The 22,478-nt window shown below is 57.1% G+C and carries 16 protein-coding genes; 4 read left to right on the top strand and 12 right to left on the bottom strand.

What is annotated here, in order from left to right:
• Window positions 1–38 precede the first annotated feature (38 nt).
• The 4 genes from G583_RS14805 to G583_RS0106750 all read right to left on the bottom strand — a co-directional run bounded on the left by G583_RS14805 (window position 39) and on the right by G583_RS0106750 (window position 5,902).
• The gene (locus G583_RS14805; RefSeq protein ID WP_022870428.1) at window positions 39–2,027 is read right to left on the bottom strand and encodes a BCCT family transporter; all 1,989 of its coding nucleotides are present in this window, start codon (window positions 2,025–2,027) and stop codon (window positions 39–41) included.
• A gap of 142 nt (window positions 2,028–2,169) precedes the next feature.
• Window positions 2,170–3,588 carry an MDR family MFS transporter gene (locus G583_RS14810; protein ID WP_022870429.1) on the bottom strand — a complete coding sequence of 473 codons (1,419 nt, stop codon included), beginning with the start codon at window positions 3,586–3,588 and terminating at the stop codon, window positions 2,170–2,172.
• 160 nt (window positions 3,589–3,748) lie between these two features.
• Window positions 3,749–5,104: an MFS transporter gene (locus tag G583_RS0106745; RefSeq protein WP_022870430.1), complete on the bottom strand. Its 1,356-nt coding sequence runs from the start codon at window positions 5,102–5,104 to the stop codon at window positions 3,749–3,751.
• Window positions 5,105–5,155: 51 nt separating this feature from the next.
• Window positions 5,156–5,902, bottom strand: a complete 747-nt coding sequence (locus G583_RS0106750) for a hypothetical protein (RefSeq protein ID WP_022870431.1) — start codon at window positions 5,900–5,902, stop codon at window positions 5,156–5,158.
• A gap of 94 nt (window positions 5,903–5,996) precedes the next feature.
• Here G583_RS0106750 and G583_RS14815 point away from each other — a divergent pair, with 94 nt between their 5' ends.
• Complete coding sequence (locus G583_RS14815; RefSeq protein ID WP_022870432.1) at window positions 5,997–6,308, top strand: hypothetical protein; 312 nt, start codon at window positions 5,997–5,999, stop codon at window positions 6,306–6,308.
• Window positions 6,309–6,498: 190 nt separating this feature from the next.
• Window positions 6,499–7,491, top strand: a complete 993-nt coding sequence (locus G583_RS14820) for a hypothetical protein (protein WP_156832060.1) — start codon at window positions 6,499–6,501, stop codon at window positions 7,489–7,491.
• Here G583_RS14820 and G583_RS16310 read toward each other — a convergent pair.
• The 3 genes from G583_RS16310 to G583_RS0106775 form a co-directional block, all read right to left on the bottom strand.
• A complete protein-coding gene (locus G583_RS16310; protein ID WP_022870434.1) occupies window positions 7,488–8,093 on the bottom strand; it encodes a 4'-phosphopantetheinyl transferase family protein in 606 nt (201 codons plus the stop codon). The genes G583_RS14820 and G583_RS16310 overlap by 4 nt on opposite strands.
• 107 nt (window positions 8,094–8,200) lie before the next feature.
• The gene (locus tag G583_RS0106770; RefSeq protein WP_022870435.1) at window positions 8,201–9,532 is read right to left on the bottom strand and encodes a heparan-alpha-glucosaminide N-acetyltransferase domain-containing protein; all 1,332 of its coding nucleotides are present in this window, start codon (window positions 9,530–9,532) and stop codon (window positions 8,201–8,203) included.
• Between the two features lie 39 nt (window positions 9,533–9,571).
• Entirely contained in the window at window positions 9,572–13,591 is a 4,020-nt protein-coding gene (locus tag G583_RS0106775) for a Pls/PosA family non-ribosomal peptide synthetase (protein WP_022870436.1), read from the bottom strand.
• 553 nt (window positions 13,592–14,144) lie between these two features.
• Here G583_RS0106775 and G583_RS14830 point away from each other — a divergent pair.
• Window positions 14,145–15,347: a heparan-alpha-glucosaminide N-acetyltransferase domain-containing protein gene (locus G583_RS14830; RefSeq protein ID WP_022870437.1), complete on the top strand. Its 1,203-nt coding sequence runs from the start codon at window positions 14,145–14,147 to the stop codon at window positions 15,345–15,347.
• Window positions 15,348–15,455: 108 nt separating this feature from the next.
• Window positions 15,456–16,322 (top strand): siderophore-interacting protein, encoded by an 867-nt coding sequence (locus G583_RS0106785; RefSeq protein WP_022870438.1) that lies wholly within the window; start codon window positions 15,456–15,458, stop codon window positions 16,320–16,322.
• Window positions 16,323–16,400: 78 nt separating this feature from the next.
• Here the strand turns inward: G583_RS0106785 and G583_RS14835 are convergent, their stop codons facing one another.
• The 5 genes from G583_RS14835 to G583_RS0106810 all read right to left on the bottom strand — a co-directional run bounded on the left by G583_RS14835 (window position 16,401) and on the right by G583_RS0106810 (window position 22,461).
• Complete coding sequence (locus tag G583_RS14835) at window positions 16,401–17,912, bottom strand: MFS transporter (protein WP_022870439.1); 1,512 nt, start codon at window positions 17,910–17,912, stop codon at window positions 16,401–16,403.
• Window positions 17,913–18,207: 295 nt separating this feature from the next.
• Window positions 18,208–20,727 (bottom strand): excinuclease ABC subunit UvrA, encoded by a 2,520-nt coding sequence (locus G583_RS0106795; RefSeq protein WP_022870440.1) that lies wholly within the window; start codon window positions 20,725–20,727, stop codon window positions 18,208–18,210.
• Between the two features lie 88 nt (window positions 20,728–20,815).
• Window positions 20,816–21,358, bottom strand: a complete 543-nt coding sequence (locus tag G583_RS0106800) for a DUF488 domain-containing protein (RefSeq protein ID WP_022870441.1) — start codon at window positions 21,356–21,358, stop codon at window positions 20,816–20,818.
• A gap of 6 nt (window positions 21,359–21,364) precedes the next feature.
• A complete protein-coding gene (locus tag G583_RS0106805) occupies window positions 21,365–21,577 on the bottom strand; it encodes a hypervirulence associated TUDOR domain-containing protein (RefSeq protein WP_022870442.1) in 213 nt (70 codons plus the stop codon).
• 32 nt (window positions 21,578–21,609) lie between these two features.
• A complete protein-coding gene (locus G583_RS0106810) occupies window positions 21,610–22,461 on the bottom strand; it encodes a Rieske 2Fe-2S domain-containing protein (protein ID WP_022870443.1) in 852 nt (283 codons plus the stop codon).
• Window positions 22,462–22,478 lie beyond the last annotated feature (17 nt).

Here is a 22,478-nt window from a genome sequence, read left to right on the forward strand (position 1 = left end):
CCCGAATGTCGGTGAGCGTCAGGTGTCTGACAGCTCAGCTATTTTCGACGGCGACCTTTGCCCCGGCGTCCTAGGGTCCAACGCGGTCCCGAGGATCCTTCGGTGGTATCGGACACCTCGGTCGTTTCTTGCTGCGTGATGGTGGCTGTACCACCACTTGGCCCACGGTTGAAGACGCCACGAGTGGCCTGCAGTCGGTAGTCGATTCGATGGTCGACTTGATCCCCGAATGCCGTATCGAAGTCTGCGGCCAGCCGATCGCTGAGCTGGTAATACTCCTCGGCAGATCGCTGCTGACTCAGCTGCAGATGATCCACCCGGAAGGCCCGCACAATGGCTACACACATTACGGCCAGCAGGATACTGAACGGCAATGCCGTAATCAGTGAGCCGGCCTGTAGTGCGGTGAGCCCACCGGCCAGCAGGAGCGCAGCCGCCAAAACGCCCTCGAGCACTGCGAAGAGTACACGGGACCAAATTGGCGGGTTCGGATGACCACCCGATGCGAGCATGTCTACCACAAGCGAGCCGGAGTCGGAGGAGGTGATGAAGAAGATCCCGATCACGACGATGGCGATGACGGAGAGCACTGATCCCAGCGGGAGGCCGCCGAGAATATCGAAGAGTGTCTCTTCTGCGATGAGACTGCCGTCGTCGCCGAGTATGGGACTCATGTCGGTATCGTTCAGAACGTATTTGAAGAGACTGGCCCCGCCCATGATGGAGAACCAGACAACCCCCACGGTGAACGGCACGAGCAGAACCGCGGTGATGAATTCGCGAACGGTGCGCCCGCGAGAAATACGAGCGATGAACACGCCAACGAATGGAGCCCAAGCGATCCACCAGCCCCAGTAGAACAGGGTCCATAGTGAGGACCAATCTTGGCCTTCTTGCCCGGTGTAAGCCTGGACGTCAAAGCTCATGCCTGCAACGTTGGAAAGGTAGGAGCCGAAGGATTCGACCAGGTTCTGCACCAGGAACAGCGTTGGCCCCAGCAGTAGCACAGCGATCAGCAGGAGGCCGGCCAAAGAGATGTTGAAGTTCGAGAGCCATTTAATACCTCGCCCCAGCCCTGAGACCACCGATGCGAGCGCCAAGATGGTGATGACGATGATGAGTACCATCAGCAACGTGGTACTGGTGGAGTCTTCTACGATGCCCATTGCCCCCAGGCCGGCGGCGATTTGCTGCGCGCCGAGACCGAGTGAGGTCGCAATACCAAAGAGCGTCCCGAAAATCGCCAGAATGTCGATCACATCGCCCATCCAGCCTTTGACGCGATGACCCAAGATCGGCTCAAACGCCCACCGAATAGAGACCGGGCGGCCGCGGCGGTGCACGGCGTAGGCGATGGCCAAACCAATGACGGCGTAGACAGCCCACGGGTGAAGACCCCAGTGCACGAATGTCTGCGCCATGGCGAGGTGTCCCATTTCGCGCGGGCCACCTTCTTCCCAGCCGGGGTTCGGGTTTGTTTCCGCGAAGATCAGCGGTTCGGCGGTGCCGTAGAAGATCAGGCCGACGCCCATGCCAGCACTGAACAGCATGGTGAACCATGACATCGTGCTGAATTCAGGTTTATCGTTGGGCCCGCCCAGTTTGATCTTGCCGTATTTCGAGAAGCTGATCACTAAGACGAACACAATGAATGCAGCGATCACCAGCATGTACCACCAGCCGAAGGTAGCGACGATCCAGTTCTGTGTCGATGAGAGCACGGTGTCAGCGGCCTCGGGGAAGAAAATACCGAAGACCGCGAAGGCGCCAACTACGATCAACGAGGGCCAAAAAACAGCCGGGGCGATCATACCCCGCCCAATGCGCACGCCTTGGGCCTTGAGCTTGCCCACGATGCGAGCATCGGAGTCTTCGTCGTGCAGTCGTTTCTCAGCCGGCAGATCCTCCATGCGCGCGTGTGTCTGCGCGACAGTTTCGGTCTGCTTATCAGCTTCAATGTGTTCGGGCTCCGGCGGTTGAGTGCCGGGGGTCCCCTCGGTTGAAGGCTCCGAATGTGAGGAACTCATGATACACCTACCTTTGTCATGGTTGGTTGCTGTGCCCCATTTCCCGTGGAGGAAATATGAGGCCACTGTTCAGTGCAGTGTCCTCATTCAAACAAAGTCATGCAAACTTTGACAGTGTTCACGCCACCCATCGCACAGATCGTTAGATCTTTTCGGTATGTGGCTTTGCCTTGAAGAAGAAGGAACCGACCACCGGGATCAGCATGAGGAGGGCACCCCAGATCAGAGCGTTGTGCATGCCGGTCATCTGGGCGGTGAGCGGTTCTTCACCTCGTCCAGCCCCCACGACTGCGGCAACAGACATCACGGTGATGTACAGTGCGGTACCGCCGGCTGCGGCGACTTGTTGCAGGGTCGAAAAAATTGCAGAACCGTGCTGATACAGCGAACCCGGCAAGGATGAGAGCGCGGAAGTCATGATCGGGCCCATCAGCATGCCGATTCCGACAGCCATCAAGATATTCCAGAGGATCACCGACCATAGTGAGCTGGTGGCATCCAGTGAGACCATGCCCCACATACCAGAGGCGCCAATGATTGATCCCGGGATCAACAAGGGACGTGCCCCAACGGCGTCGAAGATTCGTCCAACAAAGATGCCGAGAACGCCCATGAGTACGCCGGATGGCAGCATCACGAGGCCTGCGACCTGTGCATCAAAGTCCAAGACTTGCTGGATGTAAATGGGGAGAACGATGAACGTTCCGAACATGGCCATGTTCGAAGCAATCATCAGCACCATGCCAAACGTGTAGGTTGGCACAGCAAACACCTTCACGTTCAAGAAGGCATTTTCCCGCAGGGACAACTGACGCACGACGAACATGGTGAGTGAAACAGCGCCGATAATCAGGGGGATCCAGAAGGGGATCTGGGCTACGCCGCGGGCCGTTTCGCCCAGCGAGCTCAGACCGTAGATGAGGCCGGAAAAACCGAGTGCCGACAAGAGTACCGAGATGAAGTCGAGTTTCATGTATCGGGTTTCAGTGACGTTGGAGAGCATCAGCCGTCCGACGATCAGGACGATGATGGCAATAGGCAGCACCGACCAGAACATCCAACGCCAGTCCAGGTGTTCCAGGATGACCCCACCGGTGGTAGGGCCAAGTGCCGGGGCGGCGGAGATGACCATGCCGACAACGCCCATGGTGCGGCCGCGCTTTTCAAATGGCACCATGTTCATCACGGTCGTCATGAGGAGCGGCATCATGATGGCTGTACCGATGGCTTGGACCACGCGTCCCATCACCAATACCAGGAAGGTGGGTGCAAGGGCGGCCAACAGGGTGCCTGCGGTGAAGATCAGCATTGCCGCCATGTAGACATTCCGTAGGTGGAAGCGGGTCAGGATCCAGCCGGTGGTTGGTATGACCACGGCCATGGTGAGCATGAACGCGGTGGTGACCCACTGGACGGTGGCTTCGGTGATATTGAATTCGTCCATGAGCCGCGGCAAGGCCACCGACATGATGGTTTCGTTGAGAATGACCACGAATGCGGCGATCGAGAGGATACCGATCACGCGAAACGGGCTTGCGGGGGCTGTCGTTGTAGAGGACACTGCCGCACCGACCTTTCACACAGTACTTTGAAGAGATCACGACAAGACAGTCCCGAGGTCATCGGAGAGTGTTGTCGATACTGTGAAACCTGCCAGAAGCCGTGCAGGGCTCGTCATCGAATATGCCGAGTTTTCACCCCTAGATACAACACCAAAAGTGCTAATCCTGCAAGTCGCGTCCCGTGGTCTCAGGGGCCAAGAGGAACATGGCGATGACTGCGATGAATACGAGTCCGCCAGCGAAGGCGAACGCGCCGGCCAATGTCAGCGCCGGAACGAGATGTGTGACGAAGAGTAGTGGGCCGATACCGGCGGAAATCCTCGAAACGGCCGATGCCCAGCCGAAGCCGGAAGATCGCAGGTCGGTGGGGTACAGCTCCGAGGCAAAGGCATACATGACCGGGATGGCCACTTGGATGACCAGGCCGTAGATCAAGACCAGCGGCAGCACGGCGGGTGGTACATGCAGGAACACGGCCAGCAGGACTAGCAGAATCGAGCCGAGCACCGCTGAGACGGCCAACAGTGGTTTGCGGCCGGTTTTTTCGACGAGGAAGGTAGCCAACAGCGCCCCGACGAGTCCGATGGCCGACATCCCGCCGGTGGTCAAAAATGCTTGGGTTTGCTCGAAGCCGGCTTCCATCAAGAACGTTGGGAGCCACTGGAGCGAGACGTAGTAGACGAACATGACCGTTAAAAAGAGCAACCACACGGCAAGTGTCGTTCGCCAAGAGAAAGCCCAGACGCGGCGCAGTTGGTCAAAGACCGCGCCGGCCGACATTTTTGGCACGTCGTCCATGGTTTCGAGCCGGTATGGAACCGGTTTGGCCCCGGTAGCTTTCACTAGGTCATCAATGACCTTACGAGCCTCTTCGTGCCGATTCTTGCGGATGAGGAACATTGGTGACTCGGGGATCCACAAGCGCACGAAAATCAGCAGGATGGCCGGTAACACCATGGCTAATAACGGTGGGCGCCAGTCTGCCCACATGGTGATGAACCAGGCTGAGACGAAACCGGCTAGGGCAGAGCCGATGGGCCACCACGCGTCCATGGCGGTGAGGACGCGGCCGCGATGCTTTCGCGGGGTAAATTCTCCCACCAGGGCATAGTCGACCGGGATGGCACCACCGAGCCCAAAACCAGCGATGAAGCGCAGTACCGCAAACGTCACGATGTCGGTGGTGAAGACGCCGGCAACGGTAAAGAGCGCGAATACGGCCAATGTCGCGGTGAAGGCAGCCTTGCGACCGATCCGGTCGGCGATCGTGGCCCAAACAAACGCTCCCAGTGCCATCCCCAGGAGATTAGCGGTGCCGATCCAGGCGGCCTGTCCGGCGGTGAGGTCCCATTCTTTGGACAGCAAGGGAATGAGAACGCCGTTGAGTGAAACGTCCCAGGCATCGAACATGAAGCCGAGGCCGCCGATGATGAAAATGCGGCCTTGGACGTTCCATTTCCACGGCAAGGTCTGGACGACTTCGCTGCCTGAAGGTACATAAGGTGTTTGAGTCACACTCTCATGTTAATGCCGGTCGTGCCGAGGCGATACTAAACGAGGGTTGGGTTATTCAGCTGCTGCGGCTTCGAACGTGCTGACAGCACGTTCGGTGGCTTGCTCGTTGAACTCCGCCACGTCATCTTCGAGATCCTCGAGCATCACCTGTGGGGGATATGCAGCTGAATAGCGTACGTAGATGTCCTCGCCAACGACATCGATCATCCGTCCGGTGAGTTGTCCTGACACTTCGATCTGCCAGGTGTGTACATCGACCTGTTCTCCGGCGACTTCTTGTTGTGTGACCTCGTGATCGACCGTCGAATCGTCTTCTTCGATACAGGCTGTATCGGTGTTCTGATGGACTTCTTGGAGCTGCTTCGCGCTCGCACCATCGTTGGCGTAAAACGCGAAGATGGTTTCTCCGGTCGCATTTTCATCCAACAGGGCATCATCTTCAACGGTGGCTTGCACATTGGCTGGTTGAGCTTCGACAAGCAGACCGTACTGTGCTGCACCGGCCTCTTGGCACTGATCTGGTTCTTCGGTACCAGTGAGAGCGGATTCCATAGCGGTGATATCGGGCCATTGGTCTTCCAGAGTCATCGCATTGGATACTTCGAAGTCTTCTTCCAGTGTTTCGGCCAGCGCTGTTTCTTCAGCGGTTGCCGCAGGAGTTTCAGGGCTCGATAATGCATCATCAGCGGTACCACCGGGCTGATTCTCATAAGCGTCAGTCGAACAAGCTGCCAGACCGAGGCCGGCTGCCATGGCAATTGATGTGGCACGAAGGAGCAGGGAAGCTGAAGTGGTCATAGGTCCAGTCTAGACTTCTCAGCTCCTGAATGCCTGTGTGCCGCGACCACCGGTGGCATCTTCGAAGACTTCGACTCGGGCGTAGAATGCGACCATGATGACCACACAACAAGCATCTCTGGAGCTGACATTGTCGCAGCGGCGAGCTCGGCGTTATGCGGTTGCGGCCTTTTTGCTAGGAGTCTTGAGCTTAGCTATCTTTTTCCTAACCCAGGGGCCTACACCTGCGGGGTGGGGGCCAGTCCTGTTGTTGCTTGGTTTCCCGACCGTTTTCGGTGTGACCGGGATTATCTTTGGGATGTTATCGCGACGCTATGTGTGGGTCGTGCTCAATAGTCTGATCGTGATGTCATTTCCGTTGCTGATGTTCGTTGGCTCGCTCGTGGAGGCCATGACCTATCCCTAAACATCGGGCTACCACTCCAGTGATATGTCTAGATGAATGTCATACCAAGATGCTATTCTGAGTGCTGTCTCGCGATAGACTGGATACCGCAATGAGTCTAGGTTGGGAACAGGTTTATGGTGCACACAGCTTTGCCACCCGCGGCGGCAGTTCAGGGTCGTGAGTACGGCCCCGTGTCGGGGCGTAAAGCGTGAAGCGTTCTTGTCGCGGGAATGATCACCGGGACGTTGTGAATGGCAGGGGCCGACCACCCATTGTCGTGTGGTTTGCTTCGACTCTCCTAGGCATCGTCACCCTGGCCGGAGTCATTGTGGTCGGGGTGTCAACAGCTTCGGCAGATCTGCGGATGGAGGCCTCACCTATGCCACGGGATGCGTCGTTGTATAACGAATTCGAAGGGTCCGCGTACCACCTGTATGCCCGAGATATTGACTGGGACCAACCGGTCGGCGTCGTCTACTACTTTGCTGGCGATTACTTCCGAAAATCTGAAAGCGTGTTCCACCACCCGCGCGGTGCGACACTGCAGACCCTAGCAGCAGAAGCAGCCGCCCGAAATATGCTCCTCGTCGTGCCACTGAGCCCGGCGGAGCGAGGGTATGAGGGCTATACCTGGTGGGAAGACGGCGAGGACAACGCCGCCTGGTTCGGCGGGCTCCACGGACACATCACCGCACAGTATGATCTCGCATCAGAGCAGATTTGGTTCATGGGCTACTCGGGTGGTGCAGAGTTTATTGCCCAAGAAATCCTGGCCGATTTTCAAGAGTCCTATGGTCTTGGCGGTGCACTCATGATCGGTGGGGGAGGGCCACCCGATGCGGAAGTGAGCGTGCCGCGTGGAGTGCGCGATATCCTCGGGCTCACGTGGGTCGTTGGGGACGAGGACGTAGCAGGATCCACCAATCCGCCAGATTGGTCTGCTTTGGAAGCCGCACGGTTAGGAGAACAGTTCTATCGGCAACGCGGCTTTGAACGGACGACGCTGCAGGTCGTTGAGGACACCGATCACTTGGACTACGAACTCGATGAAGTGTTGGATGCTCACTTCGACCATTTTGGTGTGCCGCGAGTTGAGACGAACGCGGTAGTGACCGCTGTCGGATGGTCATCGCTGGGTCTAGCGATAACAGGTGGTATCGGTGGACTGTTCGCGTGGCGACGCAAACGCAAAGGGAACTAGGACAACGTTCGCCAAGCCAGTCCAAGATAATACGTCTGCCCTGCAATGGTTGACGGTGCCGACAACGTCGCCCACCCGTGAGGTTGGTCTGGATGGTGGTGGGTACCGACGGCGTCAACGGCAGGATCTCGTAACAACCCGGTGCCCCACGCCTTGAGCAGCGCCTCTTTCCGAGTCCAGGCTGCGGTGACCTCGTGGACGAAATGGTCTTCCCGCAGTGTCATCAGCGCCCCGCGGTCATCAGGGTGAAACAGCGTTACGAGATCCGTCGCTTGGTCGGGTGTTTGCAGCGCCTCAAGATCGACTCCAACCGGAGTCTGAGCGGTGGCCACGACGATGAACGGAGCACACCGGGACAGCGAGGTCCACAGTTGCGCTGAATTCGTGGTCGCATGCGAGTTGAGTTTTGCGCTCGCAGCACGGGCACAACGCGGATTGGCATGGCCTACGGCAGGATGAAGCACCACCTTGGAATGGTGTGCCTCAAGTTGCTCGGCGGCAGCACGTGCCAGAAAACTCTTCGCCCCCGTCGGATCGCTGTCATTGGGCTCGATCCATCCCAGGCCGGCGAGTTGTTCGGTGGTGGCACGGTGGACTCTCACATGCTGGGGGAGGCCAGGGGGCCTCCACCTCAGCGCATCAAGAGATATTGCGTCTGGATTGTGCCGGAGCACTTGACCAGACATAAGTGACAACCCACCGTCCTGTTTTAGCTGCGTGCTCGGGGATGTGCCGGCATGCAAGCCTGCGTGGCGAAGGTGGCTACGCGCGAGACGCAATACTCCAGTGGGCCGTGTGAAAACAGCCTGCGCCACAGCGTGGCGAAGGCGACCAGGACGATCACTTCGAACGTGAACAGGGCCCAGCCGGTGACGAGACTATCAAACAAGGTCAGGAGGAAGAGGTGTCCAACATAGATGGTGATTGGCATGGTGCCAACGTCGATGATCGGCCGTAGCAGTTGCGGAAGTTTCCGGATCAGTGCGATCAGCAGTCCAATGGCGGCCAACGAGAAGCCACAACTGGCGGCGATTGACCACGGAGTACTGGCCATCGGGGCTGCACTGAGTAACCAGCCTGGCGTAGTCGTTGGCAGTGCACCATCGGAACCGAAAACGAGGAAGCGGTCGATTTGTGTCTGAGACGCGTCGGCCATCGAACTTCTCATGGTGTTGTAGCCCTCTGGACTACGCACTAGAAACCACGATGTGAGTTTGGCTCCGAATCCAATAATGAGTCCCACGGTCAGTAACAGTAGTGGCGTACCAGGACGCAATAAGGTCAATCGCCCAATGGCCAACCCCAGGCAGAGGAAGGTAATCCAGGTCAGCGCAGGGAACGATCCTGTCAGTAAGACGGTGGAGACCACGCCGGCTGGATCTTGGAACACGTGTGAAAAGACCGGGTTGACGTAGTGTCCGGCGCCTTGAAGCTGATAATCGAATGCATAGCGAATAAGGGGTGTGAGCAGGATAAGGACCCCGGTCACCACCAACAGTTGGCGACCGCGTAACGCATATAACGGGAGGGCCAAGAGATACATCGCCCCGATGTAGACGAGGATATCGGATTCCGGCAGCTCGACCAGGGAGTTGACCACCAGACCGAGTCCCACGAGTAACACGGCCTGAAATCCAATGTTTAACAACGACCTGTCAAAGGCTCGGCCCACATAACGCGTATTGGCGCCGGTATCGAATGCCAAACCGATGCCGGCTATGACACAAAACAGAGCGGTTGCTGTTCCTGCAAAGAGCGTCCATGTCCAGGTTGCTTCACCGGTGGACGGGTCGAGACGGGGCAAGGTGTGTACCGCCACCATGGCTAGGAGAGCAAACCCTTTACCCGCGTGGACGCCGATGAACCGTTGTTCGAATAAGCGCCGACGTTTTTCTGCGGGTGTCGGTAGATATTCCGCAAAGGCCCCGTTGACCGATGGGCTGGCGGATTCCCCCGTCCAGCGGGGTCTGGGCGGTCGAGGACCGGGTGCTGGTGGAATATCCAGCGGTACGGTTGCGGGGGCGTGCTTCTCTATGGTCATAAAACTCTCCGTGTCAGTAGGTGTGTGAGGAGTTCTCGGCTAGTTCTGCAACACAGCCGGGCGGTCCGTGTGGATAAATTGAACGGGGTTGCCTTGCCAGTAGGTATTTGGTGGCAGGGTTTCGTCGCGTAGGACGAGTGAGTCGACACCCACAACGGCCTTGGTGCCGATCGTGGAACCGGGCAACATGAAACTCGAGGCGCCCAGGGTGCCGCCTGGTTCAATTCGTGTGCGGGATAATTCCATAACGCGGTCCTGGAAGAGGTGTGTTTGCAGCACGGTGCCGCGGTTGATGGTGGCTTGGTCGCCGATTTCGATGAGGTCGAATTCGGGCAGCCACCAGGTTTCACACCACACGTTGCGGCCGATCTTGCTACCCATCAGGCGGGCATAGACGTTGAAGAGTGGAGAACCGATGCTCACTCGAACCAGTGCGGGGACAGCTAAGGACTCTGAAAAGACATCGGCTAATTCGTTGCGCCACACGAAGGTGCTAAACAGCGGGTATTCGGTAGGACGGAAACGACCAACTAATAACCACTTCGCTGCGACGGCAATTAAGGAGGCAACAATTCCGGTGGCCAGGGTCAGCGGCATGGCAGCTGCAACCGTGATCCCAAGGACGGTCAGATGCGATTCGGTGGCCGCAAGCTGCGTCATGTACACGGCGTTCAAAGCGACAACCAGTCCCAATTCGATCCACACGGTGAGCATGAACGGCAGGAAGCGGAAGATCTCGACCGAACCCCGGGCCCACTTGATGCGCCGAGGTGGATGATAGGTGGCCTCTGCGTCGGCTTCTTGAATGGTGCGTGGGATGGACTGCGCTGGCCGGCCCAACCATGATGTACCGGTGGGAGCAAAGCGCGGTGTCGAGGACATGACGGCGATCAACGCCTCAGGAGGTAGGTCGGTATCGGGCCCAACAATGGCTGAGTTCCCAATAAATGTGCCCTCACCGATCACGGTGGTGCCGATATGAACCCAACCGCGACGGTGCCGTGTGCTGGTCACTAGTGCATGGTCGGCGATGAATGTGCGATCCTGCAACCAGGTGAGGTGCGGGACGGTTTCAATCGTGGAAATCTCGGTATCTTTGCCGACTTTGGCACCCAAGAGGCGTAGAAATGTCGGGGTCGCAAGTGAAGCGTAGAGCGGATAGACGGAAATCAGGGTGCGCTGCAACAGCGCTTGGGTCAACCAGACGGCCCACCCGGTCGCTGAAGCTTCCAGAAAGTAGCCGGGGACAATCCAGCCAGCCAAAATTCTGATCAGAATAATCACGAGCGCCAACCAGGTCAGCACCATCAGCACCGCAATAAGTGGCACCCACGCTGCGAGGATGAGTGCGACTTCTTCAAAACGCTGCAGCTCTAAGATAAAAGGAAACACGATTGCTGCGCCGGGAATGATCGCCAGCACAGGCAGCAGCGTCATGAGAGACAAGCCGGCACCATGTGCCAACACCTGGGTGGATTTACGCCAGCCCCGTAAGTCACGACGCAGGAGTCGGTGGTGGGGCCAAGATGCTCCAGCGTCCCCTTCATAGCGAATTGGCGACCCACCCCAGAGCTCGCCCTCTGGAATATCGCGGTTGACGTGGGAACCGGGCAGGATCTCGCTAAAAGCACCCACGGTTACACCGGGATCAACGATCGAACGTGTGCCGATGCGTGCCCCATCTTCTACGGTAATCGCGCCAACGTGGACGATCCCGCCTTCGATCCAATAGCCGTTTAGATCAGCTTCGAACTCAACGGTTGCTTGGGTACCTACCGTGACGAGTCCGCTGACCGGAGGCAGACTAGCAATATGTGTGCCGTGGCCCACCCGGTTGCCCATCATCCGATAAAACGTCCGAGCAAAAACGGTGCCGGCAACCGATTCTAAGCGCAGTGAATGCAGGAACCGTTCGGCGGCCCACAGCCGCACATGTGTCCATCCACCGCGCTGGTACGAACCGGGTTTAATGCCAATGGTGAGCAGGCGAGCGACCGCACTGGCTTGCAGCATTTTTCCGGGGGTAGAAAACATCAGCAGCCAGCCCAGCAGTACTGGAAGCAGCGGTACGGTGGGGACCCAGCCGGCATCGACGGTCCAACCCAGTAGCCACACCACGGCGATTAACGCGACAACATAGCGCAGTGCATTGACCCCGTAATTGGCGATAATAAAACCCAGTTGGAACACTTTGGGCCAAAAGGGTAGCGGATCCGGCATCGGTCGATCGGACTCGACGCTCTCTAAAGCATCCAAATATGCTGCCATTGAGGACAGTGTTGGGTGAGCGTAGAGTTCGCGAATTTCAGCGGTGGGATGCGAGGTGCGGATATTGGCCATCAAGCGAGCCACCTGCACTGATCCACCGCCGATCTCAAAAAAGTTCGTTTCCGACGACATTGGCAACGGCCCCAGTTGATCGACCCACAGGTCTTTCAACCAGGCTTCGGTGATTGAGAGATCAGAATGGTCATCCGTATCGTCGCTAGGCAGCGGCCACGGCAGGGCTTTGCGATCGACCTTCCCAGATGTTTTCATCGGGAGTTCGTCAACCACAGCCAACATTGGGACCACACCCCCGGGCAACCGTTGCGACATCAGGTGTCGAGCCTGGGCAACGTCGATGGTCTCGCCGGGCTGCTCGGTGAGGTAACCGACCAAAATTTCGGCGCCACCATTGGTTTTTTGCAGAACAGCGGCACCGGCACTCACCCCCGGCACCTCCATGAGGTATTCATCGACCTCACCAAGCTCAATGCGCTTGCCGCCGAGCTTGATCTGATCATCGGTGCGGCCAACGAAAATTAGTCCTGTTGGCTCAGCGACAACCATGTCACCGGTACGATAAGCACGTTCCCAGCCCAGCGATTCCAGCGGAGCGTATTGAACGGCGTCGCGTTCGGCATCGAGATAGCGTGCGACACCGACGCCACCGACCACGAGTTCACCGGTATCACCCCATTGCACGGGCTGCTCAGTGACCGGATCAACGACGGCCAAATGCCAGCCGGTAATCGGCCGGCCGATACGAACAGGGGGCTCTGGGGTCATGATGGCGCCCGATACGATGACCGTGGTCTCGGTAGGGCCGTAGGTATTCCAAATTTCGCGACCCGGTTTTTCAAGGCGAACGATCAAATCCAGGTGGATTGCTTCGCCTCCAAAAATCAGCAGGCGAACAGCATCCAAGGACTCTGGTGGCCAGAGGGATGCCAGCGTTGGCACCGTGGAGACCACGGTGATCGCCTGATCTACGATCCATTTTCCGAGATCGGGCCCGGAACGAACGACATCGCGTGGTGCTGCGACCAATGTGCCGCCGCGCCGCCATGCAAGCCACATCTCTTCGCAAGAAGCATCGAAGGCAACCGATAGGCCTGCCATGACGCGGTCTCCCGGATGGATCGGTTGCTGGCTGAGAAAAAGATCAGCCTCAACATCCACCAGCGCTGCGGCAGACCGATGCGTCACCGCAACGCCTTTGGGCTTGCCTGTCGACCCCGAAGTGAAGAGCACCCAGGCGTCGTCTTCCGGTGTTGGCGGTGGGTATCCACCACCGTGCGCCTGGCGTTGCAGAGCTGGTTCATACGGTGTGATGTCTAGGGATTCGCCGATGACGGCGGCGACGTCTGCTTCTGCAAACACTGTGACAGCTCGTTCGTCAGGGTCATCCCAATCTACGGGAACGTAGGCTGCCCCGGCTTGCATAATTGCAAGGATTGCCACGTAGAGATCCGTGGTTCCGGAGGGGACCCGGACGCCAACTCGATCGCCGCGACGCACACCGGCTTCGTTGAGTCCGTCGGCTACAGCAAGAACACGCTCGTTGAGCTGTGCGTAGGTTAATTCTTCTGAGTCGGATTCCAAGGCCGGAGTGTCTGGATACCGAGCTACTGTCGATTGAAATACTTCAACGAGAGTCCGCTGTGCAGGGGGTTCCTCGTGTCCGTATATTGCAAAAACCGGATGATCGAGTCGCTCATCCCGTTCTAGTTCTCTTCCGTCTGAGCGATCGGTGTGAGAAGTCGTAGCCGTCAAAATGTCTACCTCTAAATTCATTTGTATTCTGAAAACACTTGACTTTTTCAGTACTTTAAATCACTGTCCGTCTAGACATGCTTGATTCTTTCGTTTAGAAAGTCAATCAAGTTGCTCGGGTGACTCCTAAGTAATCGACGCTTTTATGGGTAGAGTGTGCAGCTAGGTATCCGTTTATTGTGGCGGAAAAAATACTTGAATGTCGCAAGTTCCTTGCAATAGTGCCGATTTCAACTAATGCAAATTTGAGGTAGTTGATGGCTGATGTGGGCCTTCTTAGGTGTGAGGTGCGTTACAGTCAAGCTTTTGCGGAATCTGGAGTGCTTCTGTTGCGTCTAGACACGTCAAGTTTGCTGCGCTTGTACATTAAAGCGTTCTTACACCTGCGGAGTATCGGTATTTGTTCAACAATATCCGGGTATTCGGAGCTGAAACTTGGCTGCGAAGATGCTGGGCAAAATGACGATGAGCCTCACAAAATCAAACTTGCCGTATCGACGCGACGTTACTGTTCAATATTCTGGTTGAGAGCCCAGATTCTGGAGGGCTGCAGCAGTCCTCGCAGGGGAGAGATATGACTACTAGCACCACAGGCCGCCGCGTCGTTGCCGTTGATATCACGCGCGCATTAGCCATCATTGGCATGATTGCAGTGCATTCGTTATACGCCTATAACGCGCAAGGCGGACCGAGCCTGAGCTATTCACTGGCTGCTGGAAAGTCTGCCGCTGCGTTCGCCGTCCTGGCAGGCGTGAGTATCTCGTTTATTGTTGGCCGGAAGCGACTTGCGGGTCCGGCGGCCCGAGGCAAGATCGCCTCACTTATGGCTCGTGCTGGAGTCATTGGCATCATTGGGCTGCTGCTGGGATATACCGATGGTGAGATAGCCGTGGTTATTCTGCCCTACTATGCAGCGATGTTTGCACTCGCGATTCCTCTAGCAGCGCTGTCTACCCGTGCGCTAGTGATAACCGGGCTGTCGATATTGTTCACTATGCCCGTGCTGAGTCAATTGCTGCGTCCCCACGTGCCCGATGGTCTGCCGCGCCAACTCGATTTCGTTTATCTTTTTACGGCCCCAGCGGAATTTGCCTCGGATGTTTTCTTGACCGGACAGTTTCCCGCGCTCGTGTGGATGTTTTATATCTGCGTCGGGCTCATAATCGGTCGGTGCCACCTGCGCTCGTTCAAGACTATCGTGAGCATGCTTGGGCTCGGTGCGGCAATGGTTGGTGTCGCGGCCTTCGCCTCCTGGTATATTTTGCAGCTAGCTGGCGTTGCAGGGCACCTGCGCACTACCGTCTCTGCTGAGCATGCCGCCACACTGTTGAGTTTTGGTGGTGATGGTTCGGTGCCAACCTCCAGTTGGTGGTGGCTTGCACTCAATACGCCTCATACCGGGACACCCCTAGATCTCCTCACCACGACGGGTTATACGATGCTTGTTTTGGGATTCCTGTTGGGGCTCGAGCGCATCCTGCCAGGACACATCCACCGAGTCTTCACTATGCTGTCCTTCCCATTAGCGGCTGCCGGGACGATGGCGCTGACCGTATACGTTGGTCACATCATCTTTATTAACTCGCCGTTGGACGCGGCTGGGGCGGTATCCACTTTCTGGTGGCAGCTCGTTGTCATCGGGGTGGTGTCTAGTGTTTGGAGCGTGTTGTTTGATCGGGGGCCGCTTGAAGGAATGGTCACTTCAGTAACGAAGTTCGTAGAGCGACGTACCAATCTGAGACATCAACGCGCCAAAGAAGCGGTGGGCCACCGATAATCCCGGCTTCGTCGCGGAGTCTTTTGCGTTTGGGAACCTTGGCCTTAGGCTAGCCTTAGTGAATAGCTAATGCTATTATGACCTATTTTCTGATTTCGGAGGAACTCTTTGTCAACCAACACTGCTCGCACCACGAAGAGTCGGCAGCGCCGTCCTCAAATGGTGATGGAAGTCGTGGCAGTTGAGGAACTGTCGCCTACATTCAAACGAATCACGTTCGGTGGAGCGGACTTTGATCTGTTTCAGGATTCCGCGGCCGTCGACAAATACGTCAAGCTGCTCTTGCCGCGTGACCCATCTTCGGGCCTCACCCCGCCTTTTGACATGGACGAGTTGCGCAAAACGTTACCGAAAGATGAGTTGCCGCTGCGTCGTACATACACGGTGCACTCGGTCGATCCAGCCTCAGAAACCTTGAAGATGGATTTCGTCATTCATGGTGCCGACGGGCTCGCAGGCCCGTGGGCAGAACGCGCCAAAGTCGGCGATCTCCTGCAATTTTCCGGGCCCGGGGGCAAATACCAGCCGGACCCTGAAGCAGACTGGCACCTGTTGGCTGGGGACGAAGCAGCTATTCCGGCGATCGGTGCGGTCCTAGCCGCTATGCCTGCAGACGCCGTTGGGCATGCGCTGATTGAAGTTGCCACACTTTCCGACGAATGGCAGCTTCCCGCTCCAGAAGGTGTCGAAATTACCTGGCTGCATCGCGGTGGTGAGTTCACGCCGGAGACCACCGTGCTGGAGCAGGCGGTGAAGGAGTTGCCGTGGCGAGAAGGCCGCGTTCAAGCGTTTGTCCACGGGGAGCGCGAAAGTATGAAAGTACTTCGAAAATACTTACATGATGAACGAGGTATTGATCGCGCGGATCTGTCGCTGTCTGCCTACTGGGCCTATGGTCGCAAAGAAGACGCATTCCAAGCCGAAAAGAGCCTGCCCGTCGGGCAAATTTATCCAGAAGCCGGCTTGCAGTACTAAGCAAGTGCCGGAATACAAGGAACCCACCGTCACATGCGATGGTGGGTTCCTTTGTATCTCAGCGCGTTGTAGTGAGTGCTACCGAGCTGTTGTATCAGCGGTTGCGTGAGCTACCGGTTTTGCTGGCTGCTTATTGTCCTCTTCCTTGGCCAAGCAGTCTGCCAGTGAGAGGGCGCCTGAATTCCAAGCTTCCCACTGTCCGCTCTGTTCGAATTCGTAGTCGATGCGGATGTCCTTGGTCTCTTTCAAGACAGCAGCTCCGACGAGCCCTACAGCTGCCATGACCAACAGGTAGATCACGATGGACCACGTAGTACCGAAGGAACTCATCAACAGCTCAGCGATGGTCGGAGCGAATGCGCCGCCGAAAATAGCGCCGAGTGCATAGGCGATCGAGACGCCAGAGTAGCGCACCGAAGCTGGGAAGAGTTCTGCGTACCAGACGGCTTGTGGGCCGTACGTCATGCCGAGGCCGATCGCGAGGAGCGAGGTACCGATCAGAACACCGGTGACTCCGAAATTCTTGATGAGTTCAAACAGGGGGATAATACCGGCGGCTTGCACAAACCAGCCGATCGTCATGATTTTACGACGGCCGATTTTATCCGAAACCCAGCCAGACACCAGTGTCGAGATCAGCCAAACAGCAGCAGCTACTAGGACCGCGAGTTGGACACCCACGGCGTCGTAACCGAGTCCACCCGCTGCGGTCGGTCGACTTGCGACTCCCTGGATATAACCGCCGGTGATCATGTAGCCTGAAGCGCCGTTTCCTGCCACGAGAAGGATGCCAAAGAAGACAATAATGCCGAATTTGGGGAAAAGTTTTGGTGGTTTGACCGAAGTTTTAGCGGCCTCTTGTGGGCTCGCTTTCTTGGCTGCGATCTCGTTGAATACTGGTGATTCTTCAACGGAGGACCGCACAAAGAGGCCGACGAGGACTAACACGATAGACAGCAAGAACGGCACGCGCCAGCCCCACTCGAGGAAAGCGTCGCCTGGAGCGATCCAGTTCATCAGAGCTAGGACCGCAGAAGCGAGCAGCATACCGGTCGGGACACCGATTTGAGGGAAAGCGCCGAAGAATCCGCGCTTGCCTACTGGGGCATATTCCACGGACATCAGTACAGCGCCGCCCCATTCACCACCGGCCGAGAAGCCCTGGAGGATGCGTAGGAACAACAGCAGGAATGGTGCCCAAAGTCCGATTTGGTCGTAGGTCGGTAGAAGGCCCATGGAGGTGGTTGCAACACCCATCATGACCAGTGTGATGACCAAGAGTGGTTTGCGTCCGAAGCGATCGCCGAGGCGTCCAGCGACGGCAGCTCCGAGCGGGCGGAACAGGAACGACAGGCCGATGGTAACCAGCGCGATGATGCGACTGTATTGTTCGCCGGCTGGTTCGAAAAACAGCTGGTCAAAGACGATATTGGCTGCCAGCGCGTAAATGAAGAAGTCGTACCATTCGATGACGGTCCCCATGAGGGTTCCAGCCAGGACGCGACGACGCTCTTTGGGGGTGATTTCTTTCGCTGGGCTTACCGACTGTTCAGCCGATCCACCTGCGCTGTTTGTGACCTGTGGACGCATAGATGTGTTTCACCTTTCATTGCAACATGTCTACTTTCGTCCTCTTTAAGGCCACGCGCAAATCATTGAATTCGATGTTATAGGTGCAGTTTCGTGAACAAGGGCACCGGCGCGTCAGAAAGCATCACAATTATGCACTCCAAAAAAGTGAAGCATCAAGTTTAATGGCTATACTTCTCTGCCAATTTAGTCACAGTGTTACTGCAAGTCGGTCACTTAAATTCGCAGCATCTGAAATCTTGCACTTATTCTCAGCTTCAGGGTCGTTGCTGCTAATAGCCTAAAGGTGATTATTCTAATGCTGCCTAGTGACGCCGGCCTCAAGAGCCAAATACTTGCCGGTCATAGAGTTCTGGTCTTGGCTCAACTGCGCTGGCGAAGCCGCCGCGACAACGTCTCCGCCGGCCGACCCTGCGCCTGGCCCCATATCGATCACGTGATCTGCCGAGGCGATGACGGATTGGTCATGTTCAACCACAATGACGGTGTGCCCGTGGACGACCAGTCGGTGCAGCTGAGCATTTAACAGTGCCACGTCTGCCGGGTGTAGCCCGGACGAGGGCTCGTCAAGTAGATACAGCGTGTGTTTGGTGGTGATGCGCTGCAGTTCGGTCGCGAGTTTGATGCGCTGCGCCTCCCCGCCTGAAAGTTCGGTGGCTCGTTGTCCAAGCGTGATGTAGCCCAGCCCGATCGCATCGAGTGCCTCAAGTGCGCGCAGGACCGCAGCCTCGTCGGCAAAGACCTGCTTTGCTTCGTGGACGGAGAGCTCAAGGATATCGGCGACCGTATAGCCATTCCAGGTAACCTCCAAGACCTCAGACTTGAAGCGTTGGCCGTGGCACGCCGGACACGTGGCATACGAGCCCGGCAAGAAGATGAGCTCGACTTCAATCTGTCCTAAGCCGAAACATTCGGGGCAACGTCCCTCGGCCACATTGAACGAAAACCGGCCGATGCCCCAGCCACGTTGCTGCGCCGCATCGGTGCCGGCAAAAATTCGACGGACCCGGTCAAACAGCCCGGTATACGTTGCCACCACCGAACGCGGAGTCCTGCCAATGGGGCGTTGCGTAATGTGGACGAGACGCTGAATGTGTTCCAGCCCGGTGACCTCACGAATTGTCACATCATCGGTATCGTCAGCCTCGTCACTGGTCGGTTCATCGGAGACCGTAGCGGAAACGCTGTTGCCCACCACGGTGCCAAGAACATGGGTCACCAGCGTGGATTTCCCAGAGCCAGAGACCCCGGAGACCGCGGTCAACTGTCCCAAGGGGAACTCAACATCGAGGTTTGTGATGGTTCGTGAATTCACGCCTTCGAGTTGCAGTGTGCCGGTGGCTTCACGACTCGGTGTGGACTTGAGCTGCAACGGCGGAGCGTTGATGAACCGGGCGGTAATCGATTCTTCAACGTCAGCCAGACCATAGATGGGTCCCGAATAGATGACCCGGCCACCACTGGTACCTGCTTTGGGGCCCACATCAATGACCCAGTCTGCTTTGGCCACCAGAGACATATCGTGCTCGACGAGCAGGACGGAATTTCCTTCGGCGATAAATCGCTCAAATAGTTTGGAGAGCATGTGCTTTTCTGCCGGGTGCAGACCGGCAGACGGCTCATCGAGCACGTAGGCCACGCCGAAGAGGCCTTCGCGCACCTGTGAAGCCAGGCGCAGGCGCTGCAGTTCTCCGGTCGATAACGTATTGGCCGCACGGTCCATTGAGAGATGGCCAAGGCCGAGACCGGTGACGGCTTCCAAAACCGATATGGCGGCAGGCAGCAGGATTCGTTCTGCCCCCTGCTCTGGTCCATCATCACGTGCGTCCAACTCAGAAAGGGCCCGGTGACGGTCCTGCAGAGCCTCCAGTAAGGCGTCCAAACTGAGGTGGGTGAGCTGCCAAATCGTTGAATTAAGGTAGCGAACCTGCAGCGCTGCAGCGTTCAACCGGTGCCCATCACAGGTTGGACAAGTTCTCGAGGTGAAAAAGCTCAAAGCCCGGGCGCGGTTTGTGTCGGATTTCGTGGTCGCGACGGTGCGGTGCAAGTAGCGGGCAACAGATTCCCATTGGCCCTCATAGGGTCCTTGTGTGCGCCAGGCTTCCCGCACTGGAACAACGGTAATAACGGGTGTTTCCTCTGTATAGAGGATCCATTCCCGGGTTGCTTTGTCTAGGTCGCGCCAGGGTGCAGCTGTGTTGACGCCTATGGTTTCGAGAATCTCCCGAAAGTTTTTGCCGAGCCATGCTCCGGGCCAGGCGGCGATGGCGCCGTCCAGGATGCTCAGGTTTGGGTCTGGGACCATGAGTTCTTCGGCGGGATCAAACTGCTTACCCACACCCTGGCAGTGCGGGCACATGCCCTCGGCGGTATACGGTGAAAAGTGGCCCGCGGTTAACCGCCCACCGGCAATACCGTGGGCGTCGTCTAAAATTTCTTCCGGGTGGTCGCCTGCGCGTGAGAACAGCAAGCGTATGGAATTCGACAGAGCGGTAATGGTACCAACATCTGAGCGGGCGCCACCAGCTGAGGTACGTTGCTCCAGGGCAACGGTAGGTGGCATACCATCGACGATTTCGACCTGGGGGTCGACGGCTGAGCCGATGAGTCGACGGGCGAACGGTGCGACTGATTCGAGATAGCGGCGCTGTGCTTCACCATGAATTGTGCCGAAGGCGAGCGAGGATTTTCCTGAACCCGAGACGCCGGTGAAAGCAACAACCGCCCCGCGTGGAAATTGCACTGAAATGTTCTTCAGATTGTGTAGTTTCGCATCGACGATGTGCACGAAATTGGCATCGCTGTGGTTTGGCATAGTCACCCTTCGAAAAACTCAGTGCATTCAACAGTAGTGTTTTAGTAGCGGAATACGCAGGTTCGGGAGACTGGTGAAGTAAGCGCCGTTAGTCGTCGGCGCTAGGATAAAGCACCGTGCCGTCCGATTGCGGTACCGCGCCGGCGCTTAGCTCCGCTGTCATCAGCTGGTCGGGGCCCATAATGTGCTCGACCCGGTAGTCAGCAGCTACAAGATAGTCGGCGATGAGGCGCCGGTGGCAGCGCCACCAGACGGCTTCAGAACACATGATTGCGGTGCGCTCTTGCGATGCGGTACTGGTCAGTTCTTCGAGCGCGCTCTGAAATTCTGCTGTCAGCGCGTGGTCGGCGTAGTTGTGGAAACTACGGTTTTGCCACCAGGCGTTCGTTTCAAATGCCACCGCTTTGCTCACTTTTCGTCGCCCCGTGAGACCCTGGTTACGGGTGAACTCGATCTGATGCTCGGAGAGCGCACCGGCCAAGGTATCCTCATTGAACTGCGGATACCGCTTCGATCCGGGCAACTTGCGCACATCAACGACGTGTTCGATAGCCTGCTCTGCGAGTAAGGCGATGAAATCAGTGAGCTCTCGGTTCGAATGTCCGACCGTGAAAATTGTGGTGTGACGCATCCTGGCTTAGGAGACCTTGCGCAGCGCGCTGCCTTTATGCGCGGCAATATGGTCGGTTTTATCACTTTTAATTTCGTACTGGGGTTCGTCAGCTGAAGCTCTCCGAGTATGGCCTTTATAGTCAAAGTCAGAGGTGTGTACCTTGGTGATCTGTCCGGAAACACGGCCTGCCTCAGAGTTCCACGACACATGGTCGCCTACGGCATATTGTGCAGACATGGTAGATCTCCCTTCGATCGGGTCTTGAACGGTTAAGCGGCACTTCGTACTTGGACGCGACCATCCACAACGTTGATATCCCAGGTCGGTTGATGCATTGCCGCCGGGCCGCGTTCTGGTGCCCCATCAGTGAGGCGGAAGCGGCTGTTATGCCATGGACACACAACACAGTCGCCTTCGATGCGTCCTTTATTCAAGGGCCCGCCAGCGTGTAGGCAGGTGGCAGACAGTGCCCTGAGTTGGCCCTTATGTTTTGTCAGCATGACCGGAACGTTTTGAGCGTCAACGCGTAGGAGCTCTCCTTCGGTCACTTCGTCTTCGGCGGCGACATCGATCCACTTGGTGACGGTTTTTTGGAATGCGGTGTGATCAACTCCGACGCCCATTCCAAATGACAGGTGGCCACCGAGATAGCTAGCCCACATGGTTGCGGCTAAGCCAGCTAATGAGAGACTCGTGCCGGCGCGATGATGACCGCATTTTCGTGAAACCCACGAGGCGATCTGTAACGTCGTCCCAAGACTGTTGCCAAGCGCATGCGCAAGTCCGACGCGTTGTTCTTTGCCGTAACTTTCGGACCAGTCGGATGCACCTGATAGTGCCGTTGGCACGGAGGTCAGAATTCCCAGACCCACCAAGCGTTCGGATGCCTTTGGCATGCTACCTCGACTGGTCAGGTCCAGCGCGCTCGCCATTGCCCAGGCCCCGATGGGAAGATCGGTGAGCATCGGGTGCAATTGATGGCCCAGCCAAGTTCCAGACAGCGCATTTTTTACAGCATCGGGAGCTGTTATTTTCGAAATGACATCAGACAGTGGTTTTGAGATGGTGTCCAGATCCTTCGTCTGACCGATCTGGTCGACGACTTTCGAGAGACCAAACATGACAAGCACCTTTCTGC

Source organism: Yaniella halotolerans DSM 15476 (assembly GCF_000420805.1).
Lineage (GTDB): Bacteria > Actinomycetota > Actinomycetes > Actinomycetales > Micrococcaceae > Yaniella > Yaniella halotolerans.